Annotated in this window: 19 protein-coding genes; 15 read left to right on the top strand and 4 right to left on the bottom strand. The window is 51.6% G+C overall.

The features are described 5' to 3' along the window. Positions 1–113: IS3 family transposase (locus tag ACPV3A_RS11520; RefSeq protein ID WP_426199682.1), on the top strand; the 113-nt coding region annotated here is incomplete at its 5' end. A 117-nt stretch (positions 114–230) separates the two neighbouring features. Here the strand turns inward: ACPV3A_RS11520 and ACPV3A_RS11515 are convergent. From ACPV3A_RS11515 to ACPV3A_RS11505, 3 genes are read right to left on the bottom strand one after another with little or no spacing between them, the layout of a single operon-like run. Then, the gene (locus ACPV3A_RS11515; RefSeq protein WP_194540830.1) at positions 231–761 is read right to left on the bottom strand and encodes a chromate transporter; all 531 of its coding nucleotides are present in this window, start codon (positions 759–761) and stop codon (positions 231–233) included. Positions 762–786: 25 nt separating this feature from the next. Then, complete coding sequence (locus tag ACPV3A_RS11510; RefSeq protein WP_426199676.1) at positions 787–1,434, bottom strand: chromate transporter; 648 nt, start codon at positions 1,432–1,434, stop codon at positions 787–789. Further along, entirely contained in the window at positions 1,434–2,972 is a 1,539-nt protein-coding gene (locus ACPV3A_RS11505) for a sulfatase family protein (protein WP_426199674.1), read from the bottom strand. The genes ACPV3A_RS11510 and ACPV3A_RS11505 overlap by 1 nt, the downstream gene beginning before the upstream one ends. Positions 2,973–3,098: 126 nt before the next feature. Here ACPV3A_RS11505 and ACPV3A_RS11500 point away from each other — a divergent pair, with 126 nt between their 5' ends. The 8 genes from ACPV3A_RS11500 (at position 3,099) to ACPV3A_RS11465 (ending at position 13,979) form a co-directional block, all read left to right on the top strand. Beyond that, positions 3,099–3,953: an AraC family transcriptional regulator gene (locus ACPV3A_RS11500; protein WP_426199672.1), complete on the top strand. Its 855-nt coding sequence runs from the start codon at positions 3,099–3,101 to the stop codon at positions 3,951–3,953. Between the two features lie 76 nt (positions 3,954–4,029). Next, positions 4,030–5,844: a sensor histidine kinase gene (locus tag ACPV3A_RS11495; protein ID WP_426199670.1), complete on the top strand. Its 1,815-nt coding sequence runs from the start codon at positions 4,030–4,032 to the stop codon at positions 5,842–5,844. Between the two features lie 4 nt (positions 5,845–5,848). Next, positions 5,849–7,489 (top strand): response regulator, encoded by a 1,641-nt coding sequence (locus ACPV3A_RS11490; protein ID WP_426199668.1) that lies wholly within the window; start codon positions 5,849–5,851, stop codon positions 7,487–7,489. A gap of 197 nt (positions 7,490–7,686) precedes the next feature. After that, complete coding sequence (locus tag ACPV3A_RS11485; RefSeq protein ID WP_194540836.1) at positions 7,687–9,258, top strand: extracellular solute-binding protein; 1,572 nt, start codon at positions 7,687–7,689, stop codon at positions 9,256–9,258. A gap of 33 nt (positions 9,259–9,291) precedes the next feature. Continuing rightward, positions 9,292–10,254, top strand: a complete 963-nt coding sequence (locus ACPV3A_RS11480) for an ABC transporter permease (RefSeq protein ID WP_426199665.1) — start codon at positions 9,292–9,294, stop codon at positions 10,252–10,254. A 13-nt stretch (positions 10,255–10,267) separates the two neighbouring features. Further along, entirely contained in the window at positions 10,268–11,161 is an 894-nt protein-coding gene (locus ACPV3A_RS11475; protein WP_071221947.1) for a carbohydrate ABC transporter permease, read from the top strand. Positions 11,162–11,214: 53 nt separating this feature from the next. Beyond that, positions 11,215–13,251, top strand: a complete 2,037-nt coding sequence (locus ACPV3A_RS11470; protein ID WP_426199663.1) for an alpha-L-arabinofuranosidase C-terminal domain-containing protein — start codon at positions 11,215–11,217, stop codon at positions 13,249–13,251. 230 nt (positions 13,252–13,481) lie between these two features. Further along, on the top strand, positions 13,482–13,979 hold the full coding sequence (locus ACPV3A_RS11465) for a pyridoxamine 5'-phosphate oxidase family protein (protein ID WP_426199661.1): 498 nt from the start codon (positions 13,482–13,484) through the stop codon (positions 13,977–13,979). An 80-nt stretch (positions 13,980–14,059) separates the two neighbouring features. Here the strand turns inward: ACPV3A_RS11465 and ACPV3A_RS11460 are convergent, their stop codons facing one another. After that, complete coding sequence (locus ACPV3A_RS11460; protein WP_426199659.1) at positions 14,060–17,176, bottom strand: glycoside hydrolase family 2 TIM barrel-domain containing protein; 3,117 nt, start codon at positions 17,174–17,176, stop codon at positions 14,060–14,062. 275 nt (positions 17,177–17,451) lie between these two features. Here ACPV3A_RS11460 and ACPV3A_RS11455 point away from each other — a divergent pair, with 275 nt between their 5' ends. From ACPV3A_RS11455 to ACPV3A_RS11430, 6 genes are all read left to right on the top strand, one after another. Further along, entirely contained in the window at positions 17,452–18,057 is a 606-nt protein-coding gene (locus ACPV3A_RS11455) for a TetR/AcrR family transcriptional regulator (RefSeq protein ID WP_426199657.1), read from the top strand. 16 nt (positions 18,058–18,073) lie between these two features. Then, positions 18,074–18,853: an alpha/beta fold hydrolase gene (locus ACPV3A_RS11450; protein WP_426199655.1), complete on the top strand. Its 780-nt coding sequence runs from the start codon at positions 18,074–18,076 to the stop codon at positions 18,851–18,853. Positions 18,854–19,361: 508 nt separating this feature from the next. After that, positions 19,362–19,865 carry a GNAT family N-acetyltransferase gene (locus tag ACPV3A_RS11445; protein ID WP_426199680.1) on the top strand — a complete coding sequence of 168 codons (504 nt, stop codon included), beginning with the start codon at positions 19,362–19,364 and terminating at the stop codon, positions 19,863–19,865. A 109-nt stretch (positions 19,866–19,974) separates the two neighbouring features. Continuing rightward, complete coding sequence (locus ACPV3A_RS11440; RefSeq protein ID WP_426199653.1) at positions 19,975–21,168, top strand: acyl-CoA dehydrogenase family protein; 1,194 nt, start codon at positions 19,975–19,977, stop codon at positions 21,166–21,168. A gap of 286 nt (positions 21,169–21,454) precedes the next feature. Further along, complete coding sequence (locus tag ACPV3A_RS11435) at positions 21,455–22,123, top strand: hypothetical protein (RefSeq protein ID WP_426199651.1); 669 nt, start codon at positions 21,455–21,457, stop codon at positions 22,121–22,123. Between the two features lie 162 nt (positions 22,124–22,285). Continuing rightward, complete coding sequence (locus ACPV3A_RS11430) at positions 22,286–23,059, top strand: hypothetical protein (RefSeq protein ID WP_426199649.1); 774 nt, start codon at positions 22,286–22,288, stop codon at positions 23,057–23,059. Positions 23,060–23,214 lie beyond the last annotated feature (155 nt).

The raw sequence follows: 23,214 nt of genomic DNA, 5'->3' as shown, positions 1-23,214 counted from the left end.
ATTTTAAGGAAGAACTGAAAAAATATATTGAATACTACAATACCAAACGGTTAAAGGCAAAATTAAAAATGAGTCCGGTACAGTACCGAACTCATTTTGAGAAAGCTGCCTAATGAAATAACCGTGTCTAACTTTTGGGGGTCACTTCAGAAGGTTCCGGCTTGTTATTCGTGCTTTGGAAAGCCAATCTTGTCCAATCCATCACACACGGCCGACAGCCATCCAACTTATTAGAATAAAACAATACCTGCAGCACCGGCCATGAGGAGAATCAACAGGGGGTGGAGTTTGTATTTCAGCAAGAGAAATAAACAGGCTCCGCAAATTAGCAGCGTAGGAATCAGGCCCTGTAGGAGCCCTTCCCCCTCATCGGGATACCCAAAGTGAATAGCTGCATATACAATGAGTCCTGTCGTTACGGGACGCAGACCGTATAGAGAAGATTGGACCCATGGATTGCTCCGCATGCGGTAGAAGAGGGCGGAGAGCAGCACGATGACGACCAGCGACGGCAGGATGATGCCCGCGGTGGAGACGGCGGCTCCGATATAGCCGGCGGACTGATAGCCAATCAGCGTAGCGGCATTGGTGGCGATCGAACCGGGCGCCATGCCGGCCAGCGCCACGGTTTGCTGGAATTCCGCAGCAGTCAGCAGCCCTTTTTCCGTTACCTCCTTCTGAATGACCGGGATTACCGCATAACCGCCGCCAAAGGACACAAGGCCTACACTTATGAACATTATGAACAAGTCCCAATACATTTCCTATCGCCCCGATTCGTCTCTCTCAAATGTAATATTCCAATTCCGGGCGGCTGTTGGGCGCAGCCTTCTTCTCCGTATTCGCTTGAAAGCCCAGCCGTTTTTTGATCGGAATGACGGCCATTCCGCATAGTAAGCTTAGAGCAATGAGATAGAGAGGGTGCACGCCTGTAAACAGCATCACCGATACGGTGGCAAGCGCGGTTATCGTTGTTGTCGCATCGAAGACGGCATGTTTGGCCATCCGGTAAGCAGCGACGGCGATTAACGCAATAACGGCGCCATGCATCCCCTTTAAAGCGGCTTCAACCTTGGGTTGATCCCGAAAAAAAACGGCGCCTACGCTGATCAGAATCACGATCAAAAACGTGGGGCATGTCACGCCAAGCATAGCCGAAACAGCCCCGGCAATACCGGCTTGCCGGTGGCCGATCATCGCGGCCGCATTCACGCCGACGCCGCCGGGAGCGGAACCGGCAAGCGAGATAAGCTCACCGATTTCCTCCTCGTTTACCCACTTTTTCTTGCTCACCACTTCGCGCTCAATAATAGGCAGCATTGCATACCCGCCTCCGAAGGTGGAGGGGCCGATGCAGCAGAAGGTCCAAAATAGCCGGGCTAGCAGCGTCAATTTTTTTTTCAGACTGCTAAAATATGCGGTTGTTCTTTTCATCAGGCGTGATGAATTCTCGGCATCGGCATCGGCTCCTTGCCAAGCTCGGCCCAGATGTATTTGAGCAGAAGCTCCGCCTTTAGCTGCTCGTACCCCGGTTCATCCCATAAATTGCGCAGCTCGCCGGGATCCGCTTCTAGGTCAAAGAGCTCGCCGTAGGTTTGATTGTAATAAACGGTGATCTTATAGCGCTGCTCGATGTACGTTTTTTGATGAATCGTCGAAGGCTCGTGCCGGAATTCGCAGAGAGCATGCTGCCGCGCTGTGTCCGCGTTACCGAGCCACACATCCTTTTGGTCGATGCCCGTCATCGCTGGCGGTATCGGTATATTGCAGAAGGATAAGAAGGTAGGGGCCAGGTCGACCAGGGACTGCATCGCCTCTGTTCTTTTTCCGGCAGGCACCCGTCCTGGATACCGTGCAATGAATGGAAGCTTGATTAAATCCTCGTAATGGAACCCGCCCTTGGCTTGAAGGCCGTGCTGGCCGAAGAAATGTCCGTGATCGGTGGTGAAAACAACGAGCGTATCCTCGGATAGCCCCAGTTCATCCAGTTTATCGAGAATGCTGCCGATATATTTATCCATCATGCTGATCATGCCATAATACACGGCGACCAGCTTCTTCTTGTCATACTCCGTTAATCTGGATTTCGAGCCGTATTCGTAATAATGATGGGAGCGGTAGCCGTGAATGCCGAACCCGGTTTCAGCGAGATGCGAAAAATCCGGATTTTCTTCCTGCGTCAAGCGGAAATGCGGCGGATTGCGGTCATGCTCACCAGGCGTTAAGGATGGGATCGTGAGTTTTTCCGGATCATACATCGAATCCCATGGTTCCGGCACCAGGTATTCCGGGTGCGGGTCGAAGAAGCTCGCCCACATAAAGAAGGGGTCATCCGCCTTTTTATATTGCTCCAACAGAGAGGTGGTTCGCTCGGCGATCCAGGTATTGTAGTGGTATTGTTCCGGTATGGGCCATGTGTACGTTTGGGTAGGGTCCATAGTTCCCGTAGGGGGCAGGAAGTACTCCCGCCAATTGGCACATCCTTGCTCCTCCAGCCATAGGGCATAATGTTGTCCGACATGGGCCTCATTCGTATGGTTTCGGGCCAGCTCGACGTGATCGAATCCATAAAAAGGTCCGTTAAAATTCCGCCAATGCTCCAAATCCTGAAGAATCGGGTAGGCCTCTACGGATGGGTAATCTTCCGTGGATTTTAACGGCTGGAAGTGCGCTTTTCCCACCAGTGCGGTTCGATAGCCTGCGTCTTGGAAGCTCTCTCCCACGGTATGGCGGTCTTCCAGCAGCTTTGTCCCCAGGGTCCATGCTCCATGCTGACTCGGATACTGCCCCGTAATGATGGATGCCCGGCTTGGCGTGCAGGTGGGATTGGGGCAATACGCCCGATCGAACGTCGTTCCTTGACATGCAAGGCGGTCCAGGTTGGGCGTTGAGATTTCAGGCTGAAATGCTCCGATTGTATTCCAATGCTGCTGATCGCTTGTGATTAGCAAAATGTTAGGTCTTCTCGACAAGTGTAATCGCCTCCTAGTATGATGATATTGAAAATATCAGGTTATAAAAATAGCGGGGTGTTATATTTTTGTTGTCATTTTGTTATTCTTGATGGAAAAAATGAAGAAAAGAGGAGGGAGCCTTTTATGCAGGAATACGAATATGAGTATGCGGAGTTCATCTATTACACGCCTGGATATCTGGATAAAGAGGAACAGATCTGGCCTGTTCGGGCGGGACGAAGCATAGCCAAGCCCAATTACAGGGTCGGACCGAAACGAATCGAGTGTTACAGCCTGCATTTTGTACATGAAGGCATGGTACGGCTGGAGTTCGATGACAAACGAGTGGACCTGCAGAAGAATGATCTGTTCTGCCTGTTTCCGGGCCGGACCTATTATTATCACATGCTGCCTGCGGATACCTCGCTTCAGATGAGCTGGTTGGCAGTGGACGGGAACAGGGTCAAGCCATTGCTGGAGCTGGCTGGCTTATGTCCGGACAACCCGTTCGGCAAACAAATGATATCCTCTAAGGTCAAGGAATCCTCCGAACGCGTGATTGATGTCCTGGCCGGAGCCGAACGCTGGAAACCGGCGGTATCGCTGGAACTGCACGGCTTGATTTATGGACTGCTCGCCGGCATGGTCCCGGATATGGCCTCCGCGCAGCCGACGGAACTTGCGGGATGGATTCACGAGTGTTTGGATTATATGGAGCTGCATGCCACCGAGGGGATTTCCGTACAGCAGGTTGCCGAATTCGCGGGGGTGCATCGGTCATACTTCTCCAACATGTTCACCCATCAGGTAGGGATGCCGCCGTTAAAATACCTTCAGCGCATACGAATGGAAAAGGCGAAACGGTTGTTACAAGAAACGGACGCAACAATTACCGAGATTGCCTTGTCTCTCGGCTATCCGAATTTATATTCGTTCACCAGGGCTTTCAAGATCTATTATAAGGTGCCTCCCATAACCATGCGCGGAGCTCGATGCTGACCGTACGGACGGCGATTACGTTTTTGTAAACGTTTACGATCTGGTTCTTCTGATCTGGAAAAAGGAGACACGCGCCATGAAATTCTCTACGATTCAAAGGTGGATATCACCGAGGCGAAGTATTCAGGGGAAAATCTTTATTGCGTTCAGTGCGGTAACGCTTGTGTCCATCGTCTCCATTACGGTCATCGTGTATATGAGCATGCGCGAGACGATCATGCAGAATGCGATCACCTCGGTTTCGGACAGCATCAGGCAGGCGGATGAATCGCTGAATATGATGCTGGAAGAGATCGACCGGCTGAACACCGTCGTGGTGACCAACAAAAACACGGTGATCGACACCCTGCTGAGCCCTCATGAAGAAATTAGTTATGAATGGTTTCAAGAGCAGAAACGGATCGATGAGTTTTTATCCGTTCTGATCGATTACAAGCCTTACATTTCTCGGATTGCCGTAGTCGGTTTAAACGGCAAGGTGTTTTTCTCAGGCGGTCCGTGGCTGGATAAGACGGTCTTGGGGACCGGAATGATGGATTATATGCTCCAGAATGGATCGCGTCACGCGTACTTCAAGCAGACCGGAGTGTCCGATGCCATCACGGTCGGGCGAGAGATTCGATATAACCGTGAACCGATCGGGGTTGTCATGGTGGATTTGAATTATGATTTCATCCAAAAAACATATGGCGTGAAGCCGACCACCGATAGCATGATCTACGTGCTGGACAAGCAGGGCGGGTTTGTCTATGAGGCTGAATCGGCACCGTCCTTTGCTCCTTCGTTCGAGAAGATCCTCAACATTCATGGGGAACTCGCAGGGGATGGGGACGCCATCAAGCAAGCCATTGACGGCAGGGACTATATCGTAGTCAGCCGCCAATCCGGTTATACGGGCTGGACCACCCTGGCTTTGATACCGATGGATTCGCTGCTTAGTGAATCAACAAAGCTCCGTAAACTGTTGGCGGAGGTATCGGTTATCGTCTTCATTGTAGTCCTGATCGGTTCGCTGCAGGTATCATCCCGAATTACCCTCAACATTCGGAGGTTGAAATCCTTAATGATGTTTGTGAAGGAAGGGAATCTGACGTTTCCGAGAAAGGAGATAACCAGCGAGGACGAGACCGGGCAGCTATACCGCGTCTTTGTCAGTATGGTGGAGGAATTGAAGCGACTGCTCGAAGGGATTCGGGTCAGCGAGAAGGAGAAGCGGGAGGCCGAATTGACGGCGCTACAGGCGCAAATTCATCCGCATTTTTTATACAACTCGCTTAACACCATCAAGTATTTGGCCAAGATGAACGGCGTGCCGAATATCGAAGAGGTGTCCGGATCGCTGATTGAGCTCATGCGCGGTGTTCTGGGCAATTCTAGCGAATTTCTGACGGTGAGGGAGGAACTGGATTATGTTGAACGTTATATCTCGATCGTGAAGTACAGGTATATGGAGCCGATCCGGATGGTCACCCAGGTTGAGGACGATGCTTTGCTGGAATGCCGGGTGCTGAAGCTGATGCTGCAGCCCCTTGTGGAGAATGCCGTCATTCATGGTATCGGCGCGATGGAGCAGGAAGGGCTCGTGCTGATACGCGTATGCGATGAGGGCAGCGACCTGAAGATTGAAGTGATCGACAATGGCAAGGGCATAACGGAAGGGCAAAGGGCGCGCCTGCTGGGCGAGACGGGCAAGAAGGGGGAAACCTCCCGTTTTAGCGGTATGGGCGTGCGGAGTGTGCATGAGCGGATCGTTCATATGTACGGCGATTCGTACGGCGTCAAGCTGTACAGTGAGCCGGGGCTATATACGAAGGCCGAGGTCCGGCTGCCGAAAAAAATGGAGAGTGCGGACAAATCCAGTGCGGATAAATCCCGACAAGAGGTGATATAAAGCCATGTTTCAAGTGCTGCTCGTTGATGATGAGCCATTGGTACGGCATGATCTGCGCACGTTATTGGACTGGAATGAGCATGGATTCGAATTATGCGGCCAAGCGCATAATGGATTGATGGCCTTGGCCATGATTGAGCAGTCTCCTCCGCATATTGCAATTATTGACGTAAATATGCCCGAAATGAACGGCGTAGAGCTCAATCGGGCGATCCAGGAACGGTTTCCGTTCATTCAGACGATTATGCTCAGCAGCTATGATGATTATGATTACGTCAGGGAGTGCCTGAAGAACGGCTCCATCGATTATCTGTTGAAGCATCGGCTGGACGGTGCAGCGCTGGTTGCCTTGTTAAACAAAGCAGTTCTGGAAATACGGCAGCAGGATCGGCTGGAAGAACGCAAAACTCATGAGGCCGTGGCCGAAAGGCTGAATCCCGCGCTGATCCGCGATTATATTGTGTACCTGGTTAGCGGACGGAGGGATGCAACCACGGAGGTTAAGGCTTTCTCACAAAAAAACAGCCTGTACACCCACGCGTTAAGCTATGCGGCAGCCGCCGTGCAGATTGTTCCGTTCCTGCTGCTGACGGAGTCATACAGCGACGTGCAAACGAACCGCCTGGTTCAGCAGGCGGTCGATATGATGCAGCAGAGCTTGGGGGATATTCAGGAGCGGACGGCGGCTTACGTGGAGGATGGGCGGTTTATTGTCGTGTTTGCGTTCAAGGAGCGGAGCGAACATGCCATAAAGAACGAGATCGCCGGACGGATGAGGAAGCTTCAACATGCGCTCGAGCTGTTCCTTAATTTAAAATGCGTGGTCTCCGTCGGACATGTATGCACCAGCTTGTCACAACTCGGCTCCAGTTATAGCTCCGCTGAGCGGGTGCTCGACGCCTCCACCATGGAGCCGTCCGGAAGCAATGCGGTTTCAAGGATGCCGGTCCGGGCCGGGGGACTTGCTGGCGGAAACGATCAGCGTGTATCTTTGACGATCGAGGAACACAAGCAGCTTCTGCTTTCAATTGAAAGGATGGATATCGATGACGTGCACGGGTTAATCTCCTCCATCTTTGCTTCGATCCGCCATCTGCCGGTCCATTCGCATACAATCCAGATGATCGTCAGCGAGCTCATGTTAACCGGGGATAAGGCGTGGAAGACATGTATGCCATCTGCGGAAGCCGTGAAGAAGAAGCTTCCTTCAAGAAGCGAGCTCGGAAGAATCGGCAGTGTCGGGGAGCTGGTGCAATGGCTGCAATCCTACTATGCGGGTTTGCTTGGCCTGCTGAAGCAGCACCGTGCGGCGGGACCGTATTCACGACATGTCACACAGGCCGTTCATTTTATTCTGGAGAGGTATCCGGGTTATGTCACGCTGGAGCTGGCCGCGGGTGCCATCGGCCTGAACTCTTCTTATTTAAGCAGGATCTTCAAGGAAGAGACGCAGCGGACGTTCTCGGAGTATTTGAATCAGGTTCGAATCGACGCAGGGCGGAAGCTGCTGGAAAGCGGCAAATACTCGATCAAGGAAATCAGCAATCAAGTGGGTTTCACGACCCATAACTATTTTTTTAAAGTGTTCAAGGAAATAACGGGGGTAACCCCGCAGGAGTATTTGAACCGTTTGGGAAGAGGCTAGGCAAAAACCCCAGTATTCGGATCGGCAGGTGAAGCATGCAGCGAAGCTGCCGTTCACAGATCGTAAAATATGTGGAGTAAATGGTCATATTTTTGTAATGGGCCGTCTTAAAGGGTGAATTATAATAATCACACACCAGGCGGTAAACGCTTACAAATGGCGCCTGGTGAATGAAGGGATATGGGGGTCGCTTATTTATGCGTAAACGCTGGGGAAGAAACGCGGTCATCACGATGATCGCTTCCAGCTTGATGCTGGCCGGATGCAGTTCCGATGGAGGTTCGAAGAAAGAAGCTGCACCCGAAGGTACAGAGAATGTCGTTCATACTACAGGGTTTCCCATCGTAGATCAGACCGTAGATCTCAAGATGTTCACCCGGATTGCGCCCGTGAACGGTCCGTTCAAGGAGATGCCGGTGTTCCAGGATTACGAGAAACTGAGCAATGTGAAGGTCGAGTTCATCGAAGCGCCGACGGACGGCTTCCAGGAGAAGAAAAACCTGTTGTTCGCCTCCAATGAGCTGCCTGATGCCTTGTTCCGCTCCGGTCTGTCGCCGCTTGAGGCCGTTCGTTACGGATCGGCAGGACAGCTGATCCCGCTGGAAGGCCTTATCGATGAATATGCGCCAAATTTGAAAAAATTGATGGAGGAATATCCGGAAATTCGCGCGGGCATCACAACGCCGGAGGGGCATATCTATGCAATTCCGGGCATTGTAACGCTGGGCGCGGCGCGGACGGATAAGAAATGGATCAACCAGATGTGGCTGGAGAAGCTGAATCTGGAGGTGCCGCAGACGACGGACGAACTGTATGATGTTCTGCTTGCCTTCCGCGATGGTGACCCGAACGGTAACGGGAAGCAGGATGAAATTCCGATGACGGCCCGTGTCGGATTGGCGATCGTGGCTGCGATGAGCGGTTCATTCGGACTGGATACGCAGCTCGGATATAACATCAACATCGAGAATGACAAAGTCAGCATCTGGATGGGCAGCGACAAGAACAAAGAGATGCTCATGTACTTAAACAAGCTTTACAAGGAGAAGCTTCTGGATCCCGAGATTTTCTCCCACACCGAAGCGCAATATTTGGCCAAGCAGGGCTCGGGAAATACGGGATTCTTCTTTGACCAGACCAACAATAACTTCTTGTCGATTCAGGACCAGTACACCGGAATAGCACCTCCGGCTGGCCCGGGCGGAGATCGGATGCAAAGCCAGGCCTTGCCGATTGCACGGGATTTTGGAGCTTTTGCGATCACGTCCATTAATAAATACCCGGAAGTCACGATGCGCTGGATCGATTATTTCTATAGTGACGAAGGTTCGACGCTTCTGAGGTTCGGCAGGGAAGGGGAGCACTACGAGCTCAAGGACGGAATTCCGTACTACACGGAGGATTTCCTGAAGGATATTACCAATCAGGCCAAAATCACGCCTTATGCGGGAGGAGGGGCACCTCATCTCATCAGCGAACAGGTTGCCTCGTTCATCAATCCGCCGCAGGTACAGGAGGCGCAGCAGCAGCTGGATCCGTTCATGCCGAAGGTTCGTTATGCGGCTCCGATGTTTGACGAGCAAACCGCGCAGCAGGTCAACATTCTTCGCAACGATATCGACAAATACTACGAAGAGCAAAGCACGAAGTTCATTGTTGGCGCACTTAGCTTCGACAAGTGGGGAGAATTCCAATCCACGCTCCAGAAGATGAAAATCGGCGAGCTGGAGAAATTGTATCAGGATGCCTATGACAAGATGCAGAAATAATGCTGCTACATCATGGATAAGGAGTGGATGCCCATGAAGCGTGTCAAAGCCGATTCATCGATGGCTCTGCCTCGAAGCGATTTGAGGCGGGGTTCCCGCCTAATAAGGCAAATGGCTAAGCGATATGACCTGTATCTCATGCTGCTTCTGCCGGTCGTCTGGTATCTGGTCTTTCACTATGGTCCGCTATACGGACTGCAAATCGCGTTTAAAAATTTCAATCCGGCAAAAGGTATCCTCGGCAGCAGCTGGGAGGGCTTCGGGCATTTCGAACGCTTCTTTGATTCGTATTATTTCTGGCGGCTGCTGTGGAATACGCTGTCCATCAACTTGTTTTCCTTGTTGATTGCCTTTCCGATTCCGATCCTGCTGGCCTTGATCATCAATGAAATACGCAGCAAGACCTTCAGCAAATGGCTGCAGAACATTACGTACATCCCGCATTTTATTTCGGTGGTCGTGATCGTTGGCATTCTAAACGTGTTCCTCTCGTCCAATAGCGGTCCGATCAATCTGTTGATCGAGGCTGTCGGAGGTACGCCGATCCGTTTTCTTGAGGAAGCCGGCTGGTTCAAGACCATCTTTATCGGCTCTAACATCTGGCAGAACATGGGGTGGCAATCCATTATCTATATTGCGGCGCTGAGCGGGGTGAACCCGCAGCTCTACGAGGCGGCCAAGATGGACGGGGCATCGAGGCTGCGGCGCATCTGGCACATCTCTTTGCCAGGAATCGCGCCTGTCGTTATCATTTTGCTCATTTTGGATATCGGCCATTTCATGAACATTGGCTTTGAAAAAATATTGTTGATGCAGAACAACCTGAATCTGGAATCAAGCGACGTCATCTCCACGTTTGTCTACACGACAGGCATTTTAAAGGGAGAATACAGTTACACGGCAGCGATCGGACTGTTTAATTCGGTCATCAATCTGTTCCTGCTGCTGTTCGTAAACCGGATTGCGCGCAAGACGTCAGAGACAAGCTTATGGTAAAGGGGGACGCGCCATGTCCAAGCCGTCGACAGTAAAAGAGGCCGCGAATGAACGGGTGTTCGATGTCATCATATACGTGATCGCCGCGATCATTATCGTCATTGTGCTGTACCCGTTGATCTTTATTGTCAGCGCTTCGTTCAGTGATCCGACCAGGGTATTGAACGGCGAAGTCTGGCTGCTGCCGAAAGGCGTAACGCTGGATGCCTACACCAATATTTTGCAAAACGAAAAGATTTGGACGGGATATCGTAACACGATTATCTATACGGTCGTCGGCACAGTGATCAATATCATCATGACGATTTTGGCGGCCTACCCGCTATCAAGGCCTGACCTTCCGGGGCGAAATGCGATCATGGTGTTTATCACGCTGACGATGTTCTTCAGCGGAGGGTTGATTCCAACATATCTGCTGGTCAAGGATTTGGGAATGGTCGATTCGATGTGGGCGCTGATTGTTCCCGGCGCGATTGCCACTTACAATCTGATCGTGATGAGGACCTATTTCCAATCGAGCATTCCCTGGGAGCTGCAGGAGGCCGCCCATATCGACGGCTGCTCCAACTGGAGGCTGCTTTTCAGTATCATTCTGCCTCTATCCAAGCCGATCCTGGCGGTGATGGTGTTGTTTTATGCGGTCGGCCACTGGAATTCATTCTTTAATGCGCTCATCTATATTCGTAACGAGAATCTGCACCCGCTTCAGTTGGTGCTGCGCGAAATTTTGCTGATCAGCCAATCGGATGCCGTGGACGGCAGCGTGGGACTGGAAGAAAGCATCCTGCTTGCCGAAAGCATCAAATACGCGGTCATTATCGTCTCCAGTTTACCTGTACTGCTGATGTATCCGTTCGTGCAGCGGCATTTCGTTAAAGGCGTCATGATTGGCTCGATTAAAGGTTGAATTCCGATACCGAACGCACGGGCCAGCCTAAAATTGCTTGGGGAGGTTTTATGTTGAATACGAACGCAACGATTACCATTGATTGCAGCCGCAAGAGCGAGCACACGATCAATCCTTACCTGTTCGGTCATTTTGTGGAGGATATTCGGGATCATATGGAGGCGATGCTTGCGTTTCCACTGAGGGACATGGATTTTGAAAGCGAGGCGGAGACCAAGACGCCGGTGTCGGGAAGCTGGCGCGCCTATACCAACGGGCGCAACACCGGGTACGCGATGGAAGCCCCGGCGCCCCGGCATTCGGGACGCGCCCAGCGTATTCGGATCCTGAGCGATGACGAAGCCTATGCCGGCATTGCGCAGAAAGCGGCATTAAAGGGTCCGATGAAGTATACGGTCCGGCTTGTTGCCCGCGTTTCCATCGAGCTTCAATACGCGATGGTTGAAGCCGTGGACCGGCGTACGGAAGAAACGCTTGGACAGCTTCGCGTGGAGCTCGGCAGCCACAACTGGCATGAATACGTGGGTGAGCTGTCGGTCACACGCGCTTGCAGTGATGCCGAGATCCGGGTGTATGTTCCGGCCGAGCATCCAAGGTGGATCGATCACGTCTCCACCGGCATGCTCTGGATTGATCACGTGTCCCTGCTGCCGATCGATAGCATCGCGATGGTGAAGCGTGAAGTGATCGAGATGACGAGAGAGCTCAATGCGGGCATGATGAGGCTCGCGGGCAATTACATCAGCGCTTACCACTGGGAGCATGGCATCGGTCCGGTTCTGGAGAGACCAGTCATGTACAACGAAGCCTGGGGAGGATGGACCAGCAAATATTTCGGCACGGACGAATTCATCCGCTTTTGCCGCGAGCTGCAGGTGGAGCCCCTGATTTGCGTGAACGATGGATCGGGTACCCCTGAAGAAGCTGAGCAGTGGATCGAATACTGCAATGGGAGCGTGGATACACCCATGGGCGCTTTACGTGCCCGAAACGGTTTCCCTGAGCCATACAACGTCAAGTATTGGGAGATCGGCAATGAGGTATGGGGCCAATGGCAGGTCGGCACTTGTACGGCAGAACAGTTTGCGAAGCGGACCATATCGTTTGCCAAGGCTATGAAGGAGGCGGACGCTTCCATCGTGCTGCTGGCCTGCGGGCATTACGAGCAGGAATGGAACCGGACCGTTCTGGATCTGGCAGGCGAGTATATGGACTACTTGACGCTGCATTTATATCACGGCTATGGCCCCTTCGGCATGAACCGGGATACGCCGGCAGAGGAACGCTATAAAGCGATTGCCTCTTATCCCGAGTGGACCCGGCACCATATCCGGAAGACAACGGAGTTGATCCGATCCCAGTCGAAGCATAGTCACGTGAAGCTGGCGATCACCGAATACAACACGATGTACTATCCGAATACGGTGCGAAAAGGGCTGCCGAACGAGCATACATTAGGTGCCGCGGTGGCCAATGCCGCCAACCTGAACGAAATGCTTCGCTGCAGCGACATGGTGCATATCGGCAGCTTCTCCGATCTTGTGAATGGCTGGCTCGGAGGATGCATACGGGTCGGGGACTACTACTCGGATCAGTATTGCGGCAAGGAGCCCGGATGGAGCGGGCTTCCGCTCACGATTTACGGGACGCCGACCTATGAAGTGTTAAAGCTTTACGCGAATCGCGACGTGCGTCGTCTTCTCCCCGTCCAAGCGGAATGCGGCACTTTCTCCGTGGCATCAAACAAGGAGACGCCTATGGAGCTTGATGCGCTTCCGGAACTGGACATTGTGGCCGGGACGAATGACGACGGCAGCCAAGTCACCGTATTTATCGTTAACCGCAGCTTGGAGGAGGTAACGGCCGTACTGGATTTGCAGGCCTTCGAGGCTTCCGGGGAAACGACCCTTTATGAAATCACCGGCAATTCTTACGATGATGTGAACTCCGTGTTCCAGCCGGATGATATCGTGTGCCAGGAAAGTAAAGTGCCGGCAGAGGCATGGCAGCGGGGGCACCTGTTACGACCTTCATCTGTTTACGCGCTTGAATTCAAAGCGCGTCATAGTGTGGCGCAAGGTAAATCATAAGGCACAGAAGAGGTACAAAAGAATGAAGTTAGCTTCTAAATGAATCGATCCGCAAAAAAGTCGGGCTGCGCAGGCAGCTTCCGGCTTTTTTTGGTGCAAGCGACGGTTAAAACTTTGTCTAATCATAATGGATGACTTAGCAAAGGAAAACGGAGTTATAAAGGATTCATCGTTTAACTTATTTATGGGAAGTGTAATTAGAGACTAAATACAAGGATGGGGTGATTGAGATGTCAAACGGAACCGTAGTGAACCGGGAAGCGGTCGAGACCGTGAAGGATATTATCAAGGATATTGAAACGGCGATGTTCTCCACGATATCGGAGGGCGGGATCAACTCCAGACCGATGCAAACGCAGGATATCGAATTCGACGGCGATTTGTGGTTTTTGACGAAAAGGGACACCAGCAAATATCAAGAAATTATGGCTAATCCCAACGTCAATATCGCTTATGTCGGCAAATCCTATGTATCGATTCGGGGAACGGCCCAAGTCGTGGACGACCTAGAACGGAAAAAGGCGATCTGGAACGCGGCATATGAGAAGTTTCTGCAGACGTCCTACGACGATCCCAACATTATTCTGATCAAGGTGGATACGGACACCGCAGAGTATTGGGAAACCGGAAACAAAACCAAAACGGTAAAAGCCTTCTTCAAGAAAATGGTGGGCCAAGAGCCGGAGGGCGACTCGGATATTAACAAAACCGTCAGTCTGGATTCATGATGACGGATAGAATTTCATAGCACAAAGAGCAGCTTCAATACGAAGCTGCTCTTTTTTTGTATTTTTCCTATAGATTAGGTTCAGCGTGCTACCCCCATCGTAAAGCCGAAGCTGTACGTACGGTTCGCAGGCAGCGTGAATTCTTCATGGATTGGCGCTCCCCAGCTGTCGTCGCCGCCTACGCCCATTTGTTTGTAGTTTATGCGCAGGACGGTTTTATCGCTTGGCGGGAGCTTGTACGCATGGTCGCTGCCCTCGAGTTCCTCCGGCGTCCACGGCAGGGCGCACAACTCCATGAGGGAGGAGCTTTCGAACCGCAGACCTTCCCCGCTGCTACTTTCGATGAGGCTCGCGAAGCGGACATCCGTTTTGTTCCCGCATTCTTGAGGTCTCAAATAAGGAACGAACTGATCGGCGACTCTTCCCGTGTATCGACCGATTTTGGCTCCCGTCTTTCGGTCCCAATAATTATCATGAGGCCCCCGGCCGTACCAGCTGAGTTTATCGAGGCCTTCATCCAGCAAGAACAGCATGCCGATTTCCGGAATGTCAGGCAGACCGCTGCCCGGGACAAAGGTTTCTTGCACGCGGATGGTTCCATCCGGGAAGATTCGATACTCCAAGGTCAGTCCGGATATAGGAGTCGTCTCGATCTGGTAGTGACTGGAGACCACGACGGCAGGACCTTCCGTATGCCAGCGCAGGGACAGCAGTTTCCGCCGGTCGTGGGCCGTTCTCCACACGCCGCAGCGTTCAGGGAGCCGGTTGCCCAGATCGTTATCGGTCACGGCTCGCCAGAAATTGGGTCTGGCCGGTGCCAGCAGGTACTCCTTGCCGGATCGCGCGTAAGATGTCAGATCGCCGGTGCCCAGGTGGAAGCGTAACGAAACGGCTGAACCCGCGATGAGAAGCTCTTCATCCGATTCGGTAACTTCCAGAGTCTTCGCGTTTGAAAGAGCGTCCGTTTCCGATCTACTCGCTATATAGGGCGTTAGCTCAAACTGCTCCCAAGCCTCTTCATGTCCTGCGGGTGCCCACTTGGCGCTCTCCCTACGAACCAGGGAGACGGTGAGCACCGCTTCCTTTCCATCGTCCTCTATAGGGGAATACGGAATCTCGATTTCGGTATGGTCACCGGGCTGGAGCGAGAGCTGGAGCGTGCCTGATTGGCTTTCTTCTCCGTTCAGCTGAATGTTCCATCTCACAAGATACTGATCGAGATTGGTGAACAAGAAACGGTTGCTGACCCGAATCCGACCAGCAGCAATGTCCAAACATTCGAACTTGACGTTCTGGTAGCATTTTTTCACTTCGTCCAGCTTGGGGGTTTTGCTGCGGTCCGCGAAGATCAGGCCGTTTCCGCTGAAATTGCCGTCATGCGGCTTTTCGTTGAAATCCCCGCCATACGCTAAATATTCGATACCGTCGGCCGTTTGGGTACGGATCGCTTGATCAATCCAGTCCCATATAAAGGCTCCCTGTAAAATGTCATACTTCTCAAACAGCTCCCAATACAGGTGGAGACCGCCGCAGGAATTGCCCATCGCGTGACTGTATTCGCAAATGATGTAAGGCTTGCTCGGGTTGCTGGTTGCATACTTCTCCACTTCCTGAGGTTTTGCATACATGGTGGATTCCATATCGCTAGCCGCCTCGGACGCCCTGTAATGAAAGATCCCTTCATAGTGAACGAGCCGCGATGGATCGGCCTCCTTCAGGAAATCGTGCATCGCAATGAAGTTGTCGCCTCCAAAGGATTCATTGCCAAGCGACCAGATGATGACGGAGGGGTGGTTCTTGTCTCGTTGAAACATCGAATTGCAGCGATCCAAAACATTGTCGCGCCACTCGAGCTTGCTGCCGGGGACCGTTTCTTTCAGTTCCTGCTGCCCATACTCCCATGTTCCGTGCGTCTCCAGATTCGTCTCATCGATCACGTATAAGCCATATTCATCGCAGAGATCATACCATGCGGATTGATTCGGGTAATGGGAGGTCCGTACCGCATTAATGTTATGCGTCTTCATTAGCTCAATATCGGTGATCATGTCTTCGCGGCTAAGCGCCCGCCCGGTATCCGGGGAGAATTCATGCCGGTTCACGCCTTTGAACAGAATGCGCTGACCATTAATCCGCATCAATCCGTCCTTCAGCTCGAAGCGGCGGAAGCCGGTGCGGCAGCTTACGGCTCCAAGGCATGCTCCGTCTTTATCCTTTAATGCCAGAACGACGGTATACAGATAAGGCGATTCCGCGCTCCATTTTCTTGGTTCGGGGACGTTCATGCTCAGGGTGAAGGTGCTCTCGTCCAGAATGTAATCCGCTATGGCGAGCGTTTGTTTCCGAACCAGCTGACGGTCCTGGTCGTATAGCAGCGCCTCAAGCTGAAGCTTGTCCTTATCGATGGTTTCATTAAAGTAATTCGTAACGGTTGCATCGATCTCGAGCTCGGCATCCCGGTATTCGTCATCAAGAACCGGCCGCACGAAGAAATCGGAGATATGGATGGCCGGGGCGGAATAGAGGTAGACCTCGCGAAAAATCCCGCTAAGCCTCCAGAAATCCTGATCCTCCAGCCAGCTCGCGTCACACCAGCGATACACTTCTACAGCCAATTTATTCTCGCCATCGATCAGATAGGGCGTAATATCGAACTCGGCCGGCGTAAACGTATCTTCGCTGTATCCGACCATCTCGCCGTTCACCCATACATAGAAAGCGGATTCAACACCTTGGAAGCTAATATACACGGGCTGCTCCTTCCAAGTGTCCGGCACCGTAAATTCACGGATGTAGGAGCCTACGGGATTGTATCGCGTTGGCGCGAAGGGGGCTTTCAATTCAGGCTCCGATTCGGACCAGGGATATCTAACATTTGTATATTGAGGATAGTCATAGCCTTGAAGCTGCCAATGGGAAGGGACGGGCATATCAGCCCAGCTGCCGGAATCATAATCGACCTCATAGAAATTCTGGATGCGCTTGTCAGGGGTTTCGGCAAACGCAAACTTCCACATCCCGTTCAATGATTGATACCAGGGGGACATGGAGTGGGCACGGTTCAGCGCCTCAGACTCCGATGGGAACGTCATCATGTAAGCATGGGCTTTGTGACGGTTCAGCTGAAAAATATTCGGATTATTATTCCATTCGGGATAACCGTTTGCAGGTGCCTGGTAAATGAATTTGGTACGCAATGTGCTCAGCTCCTCCTAGATTATGGTTTCCTTCTACTGTCAGTATAGAGGTTAATTCGCTCCAAGAGTATAAAGAAGTTGCGTTTTTCTATTAAAAAAGACATCTTGATTTACTCACCAGAGTGGTCAGCAGAGGGGGACCGAGCCTTTTTTGGCTGCAGGCCGTAAGTTGATGTGCGAGTTCATCTCCAGGCACTTCACGGTTTACACTCGAGAAAGTTTATGAAACAATAGTTAGTAAATGATCATTCACTAACTAAGGGAGGAGACTACGCATGGTAAGACCTCGTGAATTTCAAGATGAGGCTATCTTCTACGGTGTCTACCGGGCACTGTCCAAAAAAGGATACGGACAAGCAACATTAACCGACATCACACATGAAGTGAATATTTCACCGGCAGCCTTAATGAAGCGATTCGGTTCGAAGAAGAATTTGTTTCTGGCCTATAGCGATTATGTTATTGAACTAACCAGACATGCCTTCCAGGAGGCTGGCCTATCCGATCAATCGAGACTTGATGCACTAAAGACCGTATTTATGCATGCGGTTTCCCATATGAAAAATCCTGTTGAATTGGCGAACCATACTTCCTTCTATTTAGAAGGGACGAATGACCCCGATTTGATGGAAAAAACCCGGTACCGACTGCAGCTGATTGATGCGTTTACCCGGCAGATGCTGAGCCAGGCGATCACGAACAAAGAAATCGCAGAATGCGACGTAGCTATGGTTAGCCGGGTACTGCAAGCTGCCATCAGCGGAGCTATGATGATCTGGATTAAAGAGTCAAACCGAACGTTGGAGGAACTGTTTGATGAGTGCTTTCAGGTGATATTTGCTCCGTTACGGAATGTCGGTACGCAATCTTTTCAAATATAGCAAGGAGGATGGTTATATGCCGATTTTCAAAGGAAGGGAAGTCGATCTGTACTATGAAGTAAAGGGAGAAGGAAAGCCGCTTGTTTTTACGCATGGTGCCTCATGGAATCATGAACAATGGCGGCCGCAAGTCGATTATTTCTCACGTCAGTATCAGACCTTGGTATGGGATATCCGGGGACATGGTTCCTCTTCCTTGCCGGAAGGAAAGGTGGATTCGGAGGATTTCAGCAGGGATTTGGCCGATCTGCTAAGCGGATTGGGCATTGAAAAAGCGATTCTTTGCGGGCTGTCCCTGGGCGGGCATATTTCGCTGCAGACAGCTGTTCGCTATCCTGAGAAGGTTGCAGCCCTGGTACTGATCGGCACGCCGTTCACGAATGCGTTCAATTGGTATGAGCGAATGTTCGTGCCGCTGAATCGCTGGTCAAGTTACTTGATGCCGATGTCCTTATCGGGAAAATTGCAAGCGAAAATGCTATCCAAGTACAACAAGAGCAATCAAGCTTATATAGAGAAGACCTTCCGTTCCATCCCGTATTCCAGCTGGGTTCGGATATGGGATGCGGTGACCCGGATGGACAGCACGCAGGATCTGCATAAGATCCATTGTCCGACCTTGCTTCTTCAAGGAGAGAGCGACACGATGATTCGAAGGCAGCAGGCGTACATGCAGGAGAGAATGGCGAATTCGCGATTAAGAATCATCCGGAACGCTCACCATGCAACGAATTTGGATAACCCCGATGAAGTGAATGAAGCCATCACTTCATTTCTGAAAGAGAACGCGATGTAGACGTATGACTAGAAGGGGGCTTTAAAGCTTGACGCGCTCATCTGGTAATAGGTACAATATGTAAAACCTACTTTAAGGAGAGATTTGTTGTTCTTAACTTTGTTTAAACCTATAGGTTCTGAGGAACGCCTGACATAGCCGCCATTGGCTAGGTTTAGTTCAAGGTGCATTCTTCGGCCGGATGTGGAGGAGTTAAGAACTGCGGAGATCAAGGAAGCCTTGGGTAGACTATCCTATTTGCGTCTTGAATCCGCGTTGCTTCTGCAGCGCGGATTTTTTATTGGATTATTGAATTTGTAAGTTTTCAGCGAAGCTGAACCATTCGATAATCGCAAGAAAAACTTCATCTAAACGCGGCCTGTCTTCTATGAAGCCCGTCGATTGATGTTTTTCTTATGGATGCAATTAGCATATAGACTTCATATAAAGGCGGAGAATGACTCAAGTACATTTTCCGTCTTTTTATGTTTTCTAATAAAAATAAATCTTAAGAAGGACAGGTGAACACATCATGGAACTGGAAACAAAACGGTTGCTGCTTAGAACATTGGATTTGGATTTGATTGACGCGGCATCGCGCCGGGATCCGAAGGCATTCGAGGATTTAGGATACCACAGTAACGGCGAATGGCCGGGCACCGACTTTTATGAGGCATTGCCTTTTTTCCGGGAGTTGTTGGTCAAGAATAAGGGTACGCGGGGGTTTGATTCATGGATTATGGTAGACAAGGCCACGCGCGATATTGTCGGCGGCATCGGATTCTTGGGAGATCCTGATCCGGAGGGCAGAATCGAAATCGGCTTTGCGACCAATCCAAGCCATCAGCGGCAAGGTTACTGTCATGAAGCGGCGCAGAAACTATTGGATTGGGCTTCGGGGCAGCAGGACGTCAAATCCATCATGGCTAGATGCGAACCCGGAAATGCGGCTTCTCAGCATGTTTTGCTTAAACTGGGATTCCAGAAGAGTCACGAGGATTCGGAAATCATACACTGGATATATCCGAACTAAAGGGGGGAGCGGCGATCGGTGATCCCTTCATTGACACCCCCAAATAGGGTTGCTACAATTTTAAGTATATATCCATCGGAATACAAGGGTTAGCAAGGAGGGGACGAACTTGAATCGATCCGGTTCCACAGATCCATTCATACGTAATGAACGCGAAGCCATGATCGCAGCTCGGTCCGATAAGCTTGGGGCGAAATTCGCGGAAAGAGCTCCACGGCACGATTTGGAGGGTTCGTTTCCGTTCGAAAATTTTGATGATCTGAAGGAGTCAGGTTATCTGAAGCTGACCGTCCCGGCATCCTATGGAGGAGACGAAGCCTCCGTATACGAAATGGTGCTTGCCCAGGAACGACTCGCCAGAGGCGACGGCTCTACGGCGCTGGCGGTCGGTTGGCATATCGGGCAAATACTCCAGCTGCGCCTATCCGAGGCTTGGCCGGAGCCTTTATTTGAGAGGCTGTGCAAGGACGTTGTAGCTGAAGGTGTGCTCATTAATGAACTGGCGAGCGAGCCTGCGACAGGAAGTCCCAGCCGGGGTGGAAGGCCGGAGACCACGGCACGGCGAGTGTCGGGCGGCTGGCGCATTACCGGACGCAAAACCTTCAGCACATTAAGCCCGATCTTGAAGCAGTTTGTGGTTACGGCCGGTATCGAGCATAGCGAGAAGGTCGGTGCATTCCTCGTTCGAAGTGGACCCGGGGTCAAGGTCGAGGAAACCTGGAATACGATGGGCATGCGCGCTACGGGAAGCCATGACATGATTTTGGAGGACGTCTTCGTGCCGGAGGCGGAAGTGATTCGGGGACTCGATTATGAGAAACCTGAATTTCCCGTGCCGACGGAAGGCATTCTGCTTCACATACCGGCATGTTATATGGGGATTGCTTATGCCGCGCGCAATTTTGCCATCGATTTTGCCCGTCATCATAAACCGAACTCCTTGACGGTCCACATTGCCGAATTGCCGAATGTCCAAAGACATATCGCCGAAATCGAAGTGGACCTGCTTACGGCCCGCAGTTATTTATATCAAACCGCCGACCGCTGGGACAAGGAAGTGGAGAACCGCGCTGCCCTTAAGCCTGAGCTGGGTCTTGCTAAATATGTTGTGACCAATGCAGCGCTCCGGATTGTCGATCATGCGATGCGGATCGTTGGAGGATTGAGTCTCTCCCGGCAGCTTCCGTTGGAACGAATGTACAGGGATGTCCGGGCGGGTCTTCATAATCCGCCGATGGACGATGTCGTGCTGACGAATCTGGCCAAACGGGCTATTTCGGAAGCAGAGGAGAAGGGGAAGTAAGACGCTTGATCCGATTGAATGGGAAGCATGGATTGCATATGAAATCGTGAAGGATCTATGGATAGAAACCGCTGGAGAGGGATGTCTCCTGCGGTTTTTTTGCGCTGGATAGAGGATCTCTTCGTGACTCCATTAAAAATCTCCACATCGTTAGTCCCCCCTGCTTCATATACATACACTTGGGTTAGGATGGCGGGCTAACGGGTATAAAACCTATCAGTACATGCTGCAACAGGGTCAATCAAGATCCGATTGTCAGGCGTTAAGATGAAAGGAGATACGGACCATGGATTCTATACTGTATTTGGGCTTGGCCGTTGTATATGCTGCGCTGCTTCTGTATGGGTGTGTGCTGTTGAAGCGTGATTCTTCGCCGGGTCTTCGGTATTTGCTGCTGATCGTGACGGCCGGACTGGTCTGGGATAATTGCGTGATCGGCATCGGGAAGTACATCGGGGAGGGAGATCTGCTGGAGGGGTTGAACGTTACGCGTTTCTGGGTGCATGCGTTGGCAACACCGCTGCTTGTGCTCGTGTCGTTCGATCTGATTCGCAAGGCAGGAAGCCCTTGGGCCAGCAAGCTGGCCGCCGCATGGGGAGCCTGGCTTCTCACTGCAGCTCTAATCGCGCTTGAGGTGATGACGGAGACGCTGCCGCTTAAGCTCCAGCCATCTGTGGAATATGGAGCGCTTCGCTACGTTCCGACCGAATCCGGGGGGCCGCCGCTCATGGTCATCCTGATCCTGATTCCTCTGCTGATTGCAGGCGTTATCGTATGGCGGAAGAGAAAGTCGCCGCTGTTGTTTATCGGTACGGTGCTGATGGCTGCCGGGAGCGCCATTCCGATTCCGATCGAAAGTTCGGCTGCCACGAACGTATTCGAGCTGCTTCTCCTCTTATCCTTGTGGCTGACGGTTCGCAAGCTGGCCTCCTACCGCACGTTGTCTTTTCGATAGTTGCTTATTATGATGTGCTGAAGCCAATTGGCATACCGCCACATTCAGCAAACCTTCAGCTGAGCCTAAGCCTGGCATAACGTTCTCCTAAGTTTACTTTCAGATTCCCTCTCTATACTTCAAATTGTAAGACAAACCATGAACCTACAAGGAGAGATGACGATGAATCCGATAAGTAAAAAAGTATTAGTGAGCAGTATGGCAGCAGCGATTGTGCTGGGGGGAGCCGGGTATCTTCAGAGCAAGGCTTTTGCCGCGACGAGCACAGACGCTTCCGTCTCGGTATCCGAGGATGGACAGACGGGGACAGGCTCATCAGCTGCCGATGCAGGCAAGAGCCGGGATGGAAAGTGGATGGATCGTAAAGGTGGCGGTCCTCGCGGCGGCAACATCGTCAAAGAGACGGCCGAGGTTCTTGGGCTCACGGAGGCAGAGATTCGCACAGCGCTTGAAGCGGGGAGCACGTTTGCTGAAATTGCCGAAGGCAAAGGAATGACCCAATCCGTGTTTGTGCAGAAGCTGATCGTTCTGGAAACCGCGAAGATTGATGAACGCCTGAGTGGAGGCAGCATTACGGAAACCGAGGCAGCCGAGTGGAAAGAGGGGCTGAGCGACCGTCTTACTCAAATCGTGGAGAGCAGCGAAGCCGGTTTTGGAAAAGGCCATGGCAAAGGCGGCCGAGGCTTCGGCAAATTCGGTAATCCGGAGGAACTTGCAGCTCTGCTTGGATTGTCTGAGGACGAGCTGAAGGCAGAAATGAAGGAAGGGCAGTCGCTAGCCGAGATCGCGGCCGCGAAGGGGATTACGGAGGATCAATTGATTCAGAAGCTGAAGGATCAAATGACCGAGCCGTTGAAGCAGTGGGTAAACGAGAAGCATACGAACGCTGATGAAGCAGCAGATCCTGCGACAGACACGGAAGCGGACGCGGAGTAACATACTGAAGTGGATCGTTGGGGAGACTGGATGATATTCTGTTAAGAATACATTCAGTTTCTTTTTTATTTAAGAAATTTATAATTTTTTTTGCACAGCGTGTTGACCTTAACGTTACGTAAAGGTGTACATTGATGTTGTCAGGAGGTGAGAAA

The sequence above is a fragment of the Paenibacillus sp. Dod16 genome (genome assembly GCF_049893405.1).
Classification (GTDB): Bacteria; Bacillota; Bacilli; order Paenibacillales; family Paenibacillaceae; genus Paenibacillus_AQ.
This window is presented reverse-complemented; position numbering and strand designations above follow the sequence as displayed.

Excerpts from the sequence above, each read along its gene's own strand:
- ACPV3A_RS11500 (WP_426199672.1), top strand. The coding sequence starts at position 3,099 with ATGCAGGAATACGAATATGAGTATGCGGAGTTCATCTATTACACGCCT.
- ACPV3A_RS11485 (WP_194540836.1), top strand. The coding sequence starts at position 7,687 with ATGCGTAAACGCTGGGGAAGAAACGCGGTCATCACGATGATCGCTTCC.
- ACPV3A_RS11465 (WP_426199661.1), top strand. The coding sequence starts at position 13,482 with ATGTCAAACGGAACCGTAGTGAACCGGGAAGCGGTCGAGACCGTGAAG.
- ACPV3A_RS11515 (WP_194540830.1), bottom strand. The coding sequence starts at position 761 with ATGTATTGGGACTTGTTCATAATGTTCATAAGTGTAGGCCTTGTGTCC.
- ACPV3A_RS11480 (WP_426199665.1), top strand. The coding sequence starts at position 9,292 with ATGAAGCGTGTCAAAGCCGATTCATCGATGGCTCTGCCTCGAAGCGAT.
- ACPV3A_RS11475 (WP_071221947.1), top strand. The coding sequence starts at position 10,268 with ATGTCCAAGCCGTCGACAGTAAAAGAGGCCGCGAATGAACGGGTGTTC.
- ACPV3A_RS11450 (WP_426199655.1), top strand. The coding sequence starts at position 18,074 with ATGCCGATTTTCAAAGGAAGGGAAGTCGATCTGTACTATGAAGTAAAG.
- ACPV3A_RS11435 (WP_426199651.1), top strand. The coding sequence starts at position 21,455 with ATGGATTCTATACTGTATTTGGGCTTGGCCGTTGTATATGCTGCGCTG.
- ACPV3A_RS11455 (WP_426199657.1), top strand. The coding sequence starts at position 17,452 with ATGGTAAGACCTCGTGAATTTCAAGATGAGGCTATCTTCTACGGTGTC.
- ACPV3A_RS11510 (WP_426199676.1), bottom strand. The coding sequence starts at position 1,434 with ATGAAAAGAACAACCGCATATTTTAGCAGTCTGAAAAAAAAATTGACG.
- ACPV3A_RS11490 (WP_426199668.1), top strand. The coding sequence starts at position 5,849 with ATGTTTCAAGTGCTGCTCGTTGATGATGAGCCATTGGTACGGCATGAT.
- ACPV3A_RS11495 (WP_426199670.1), top strand. The coding sequence starts at position 4,030 with ATGAAATTCTCTACGATTCAAAGGTGGATATCACCGAGGCGAAGTATT.
- ACPV3A_RS11430 (WP_426199649.1), top strand. The coding sequence starts at position 22,286 with ATGAATCCGATAAGTAAAAAAGTATTAGTGAGCAGTATGGCAGCAGCG.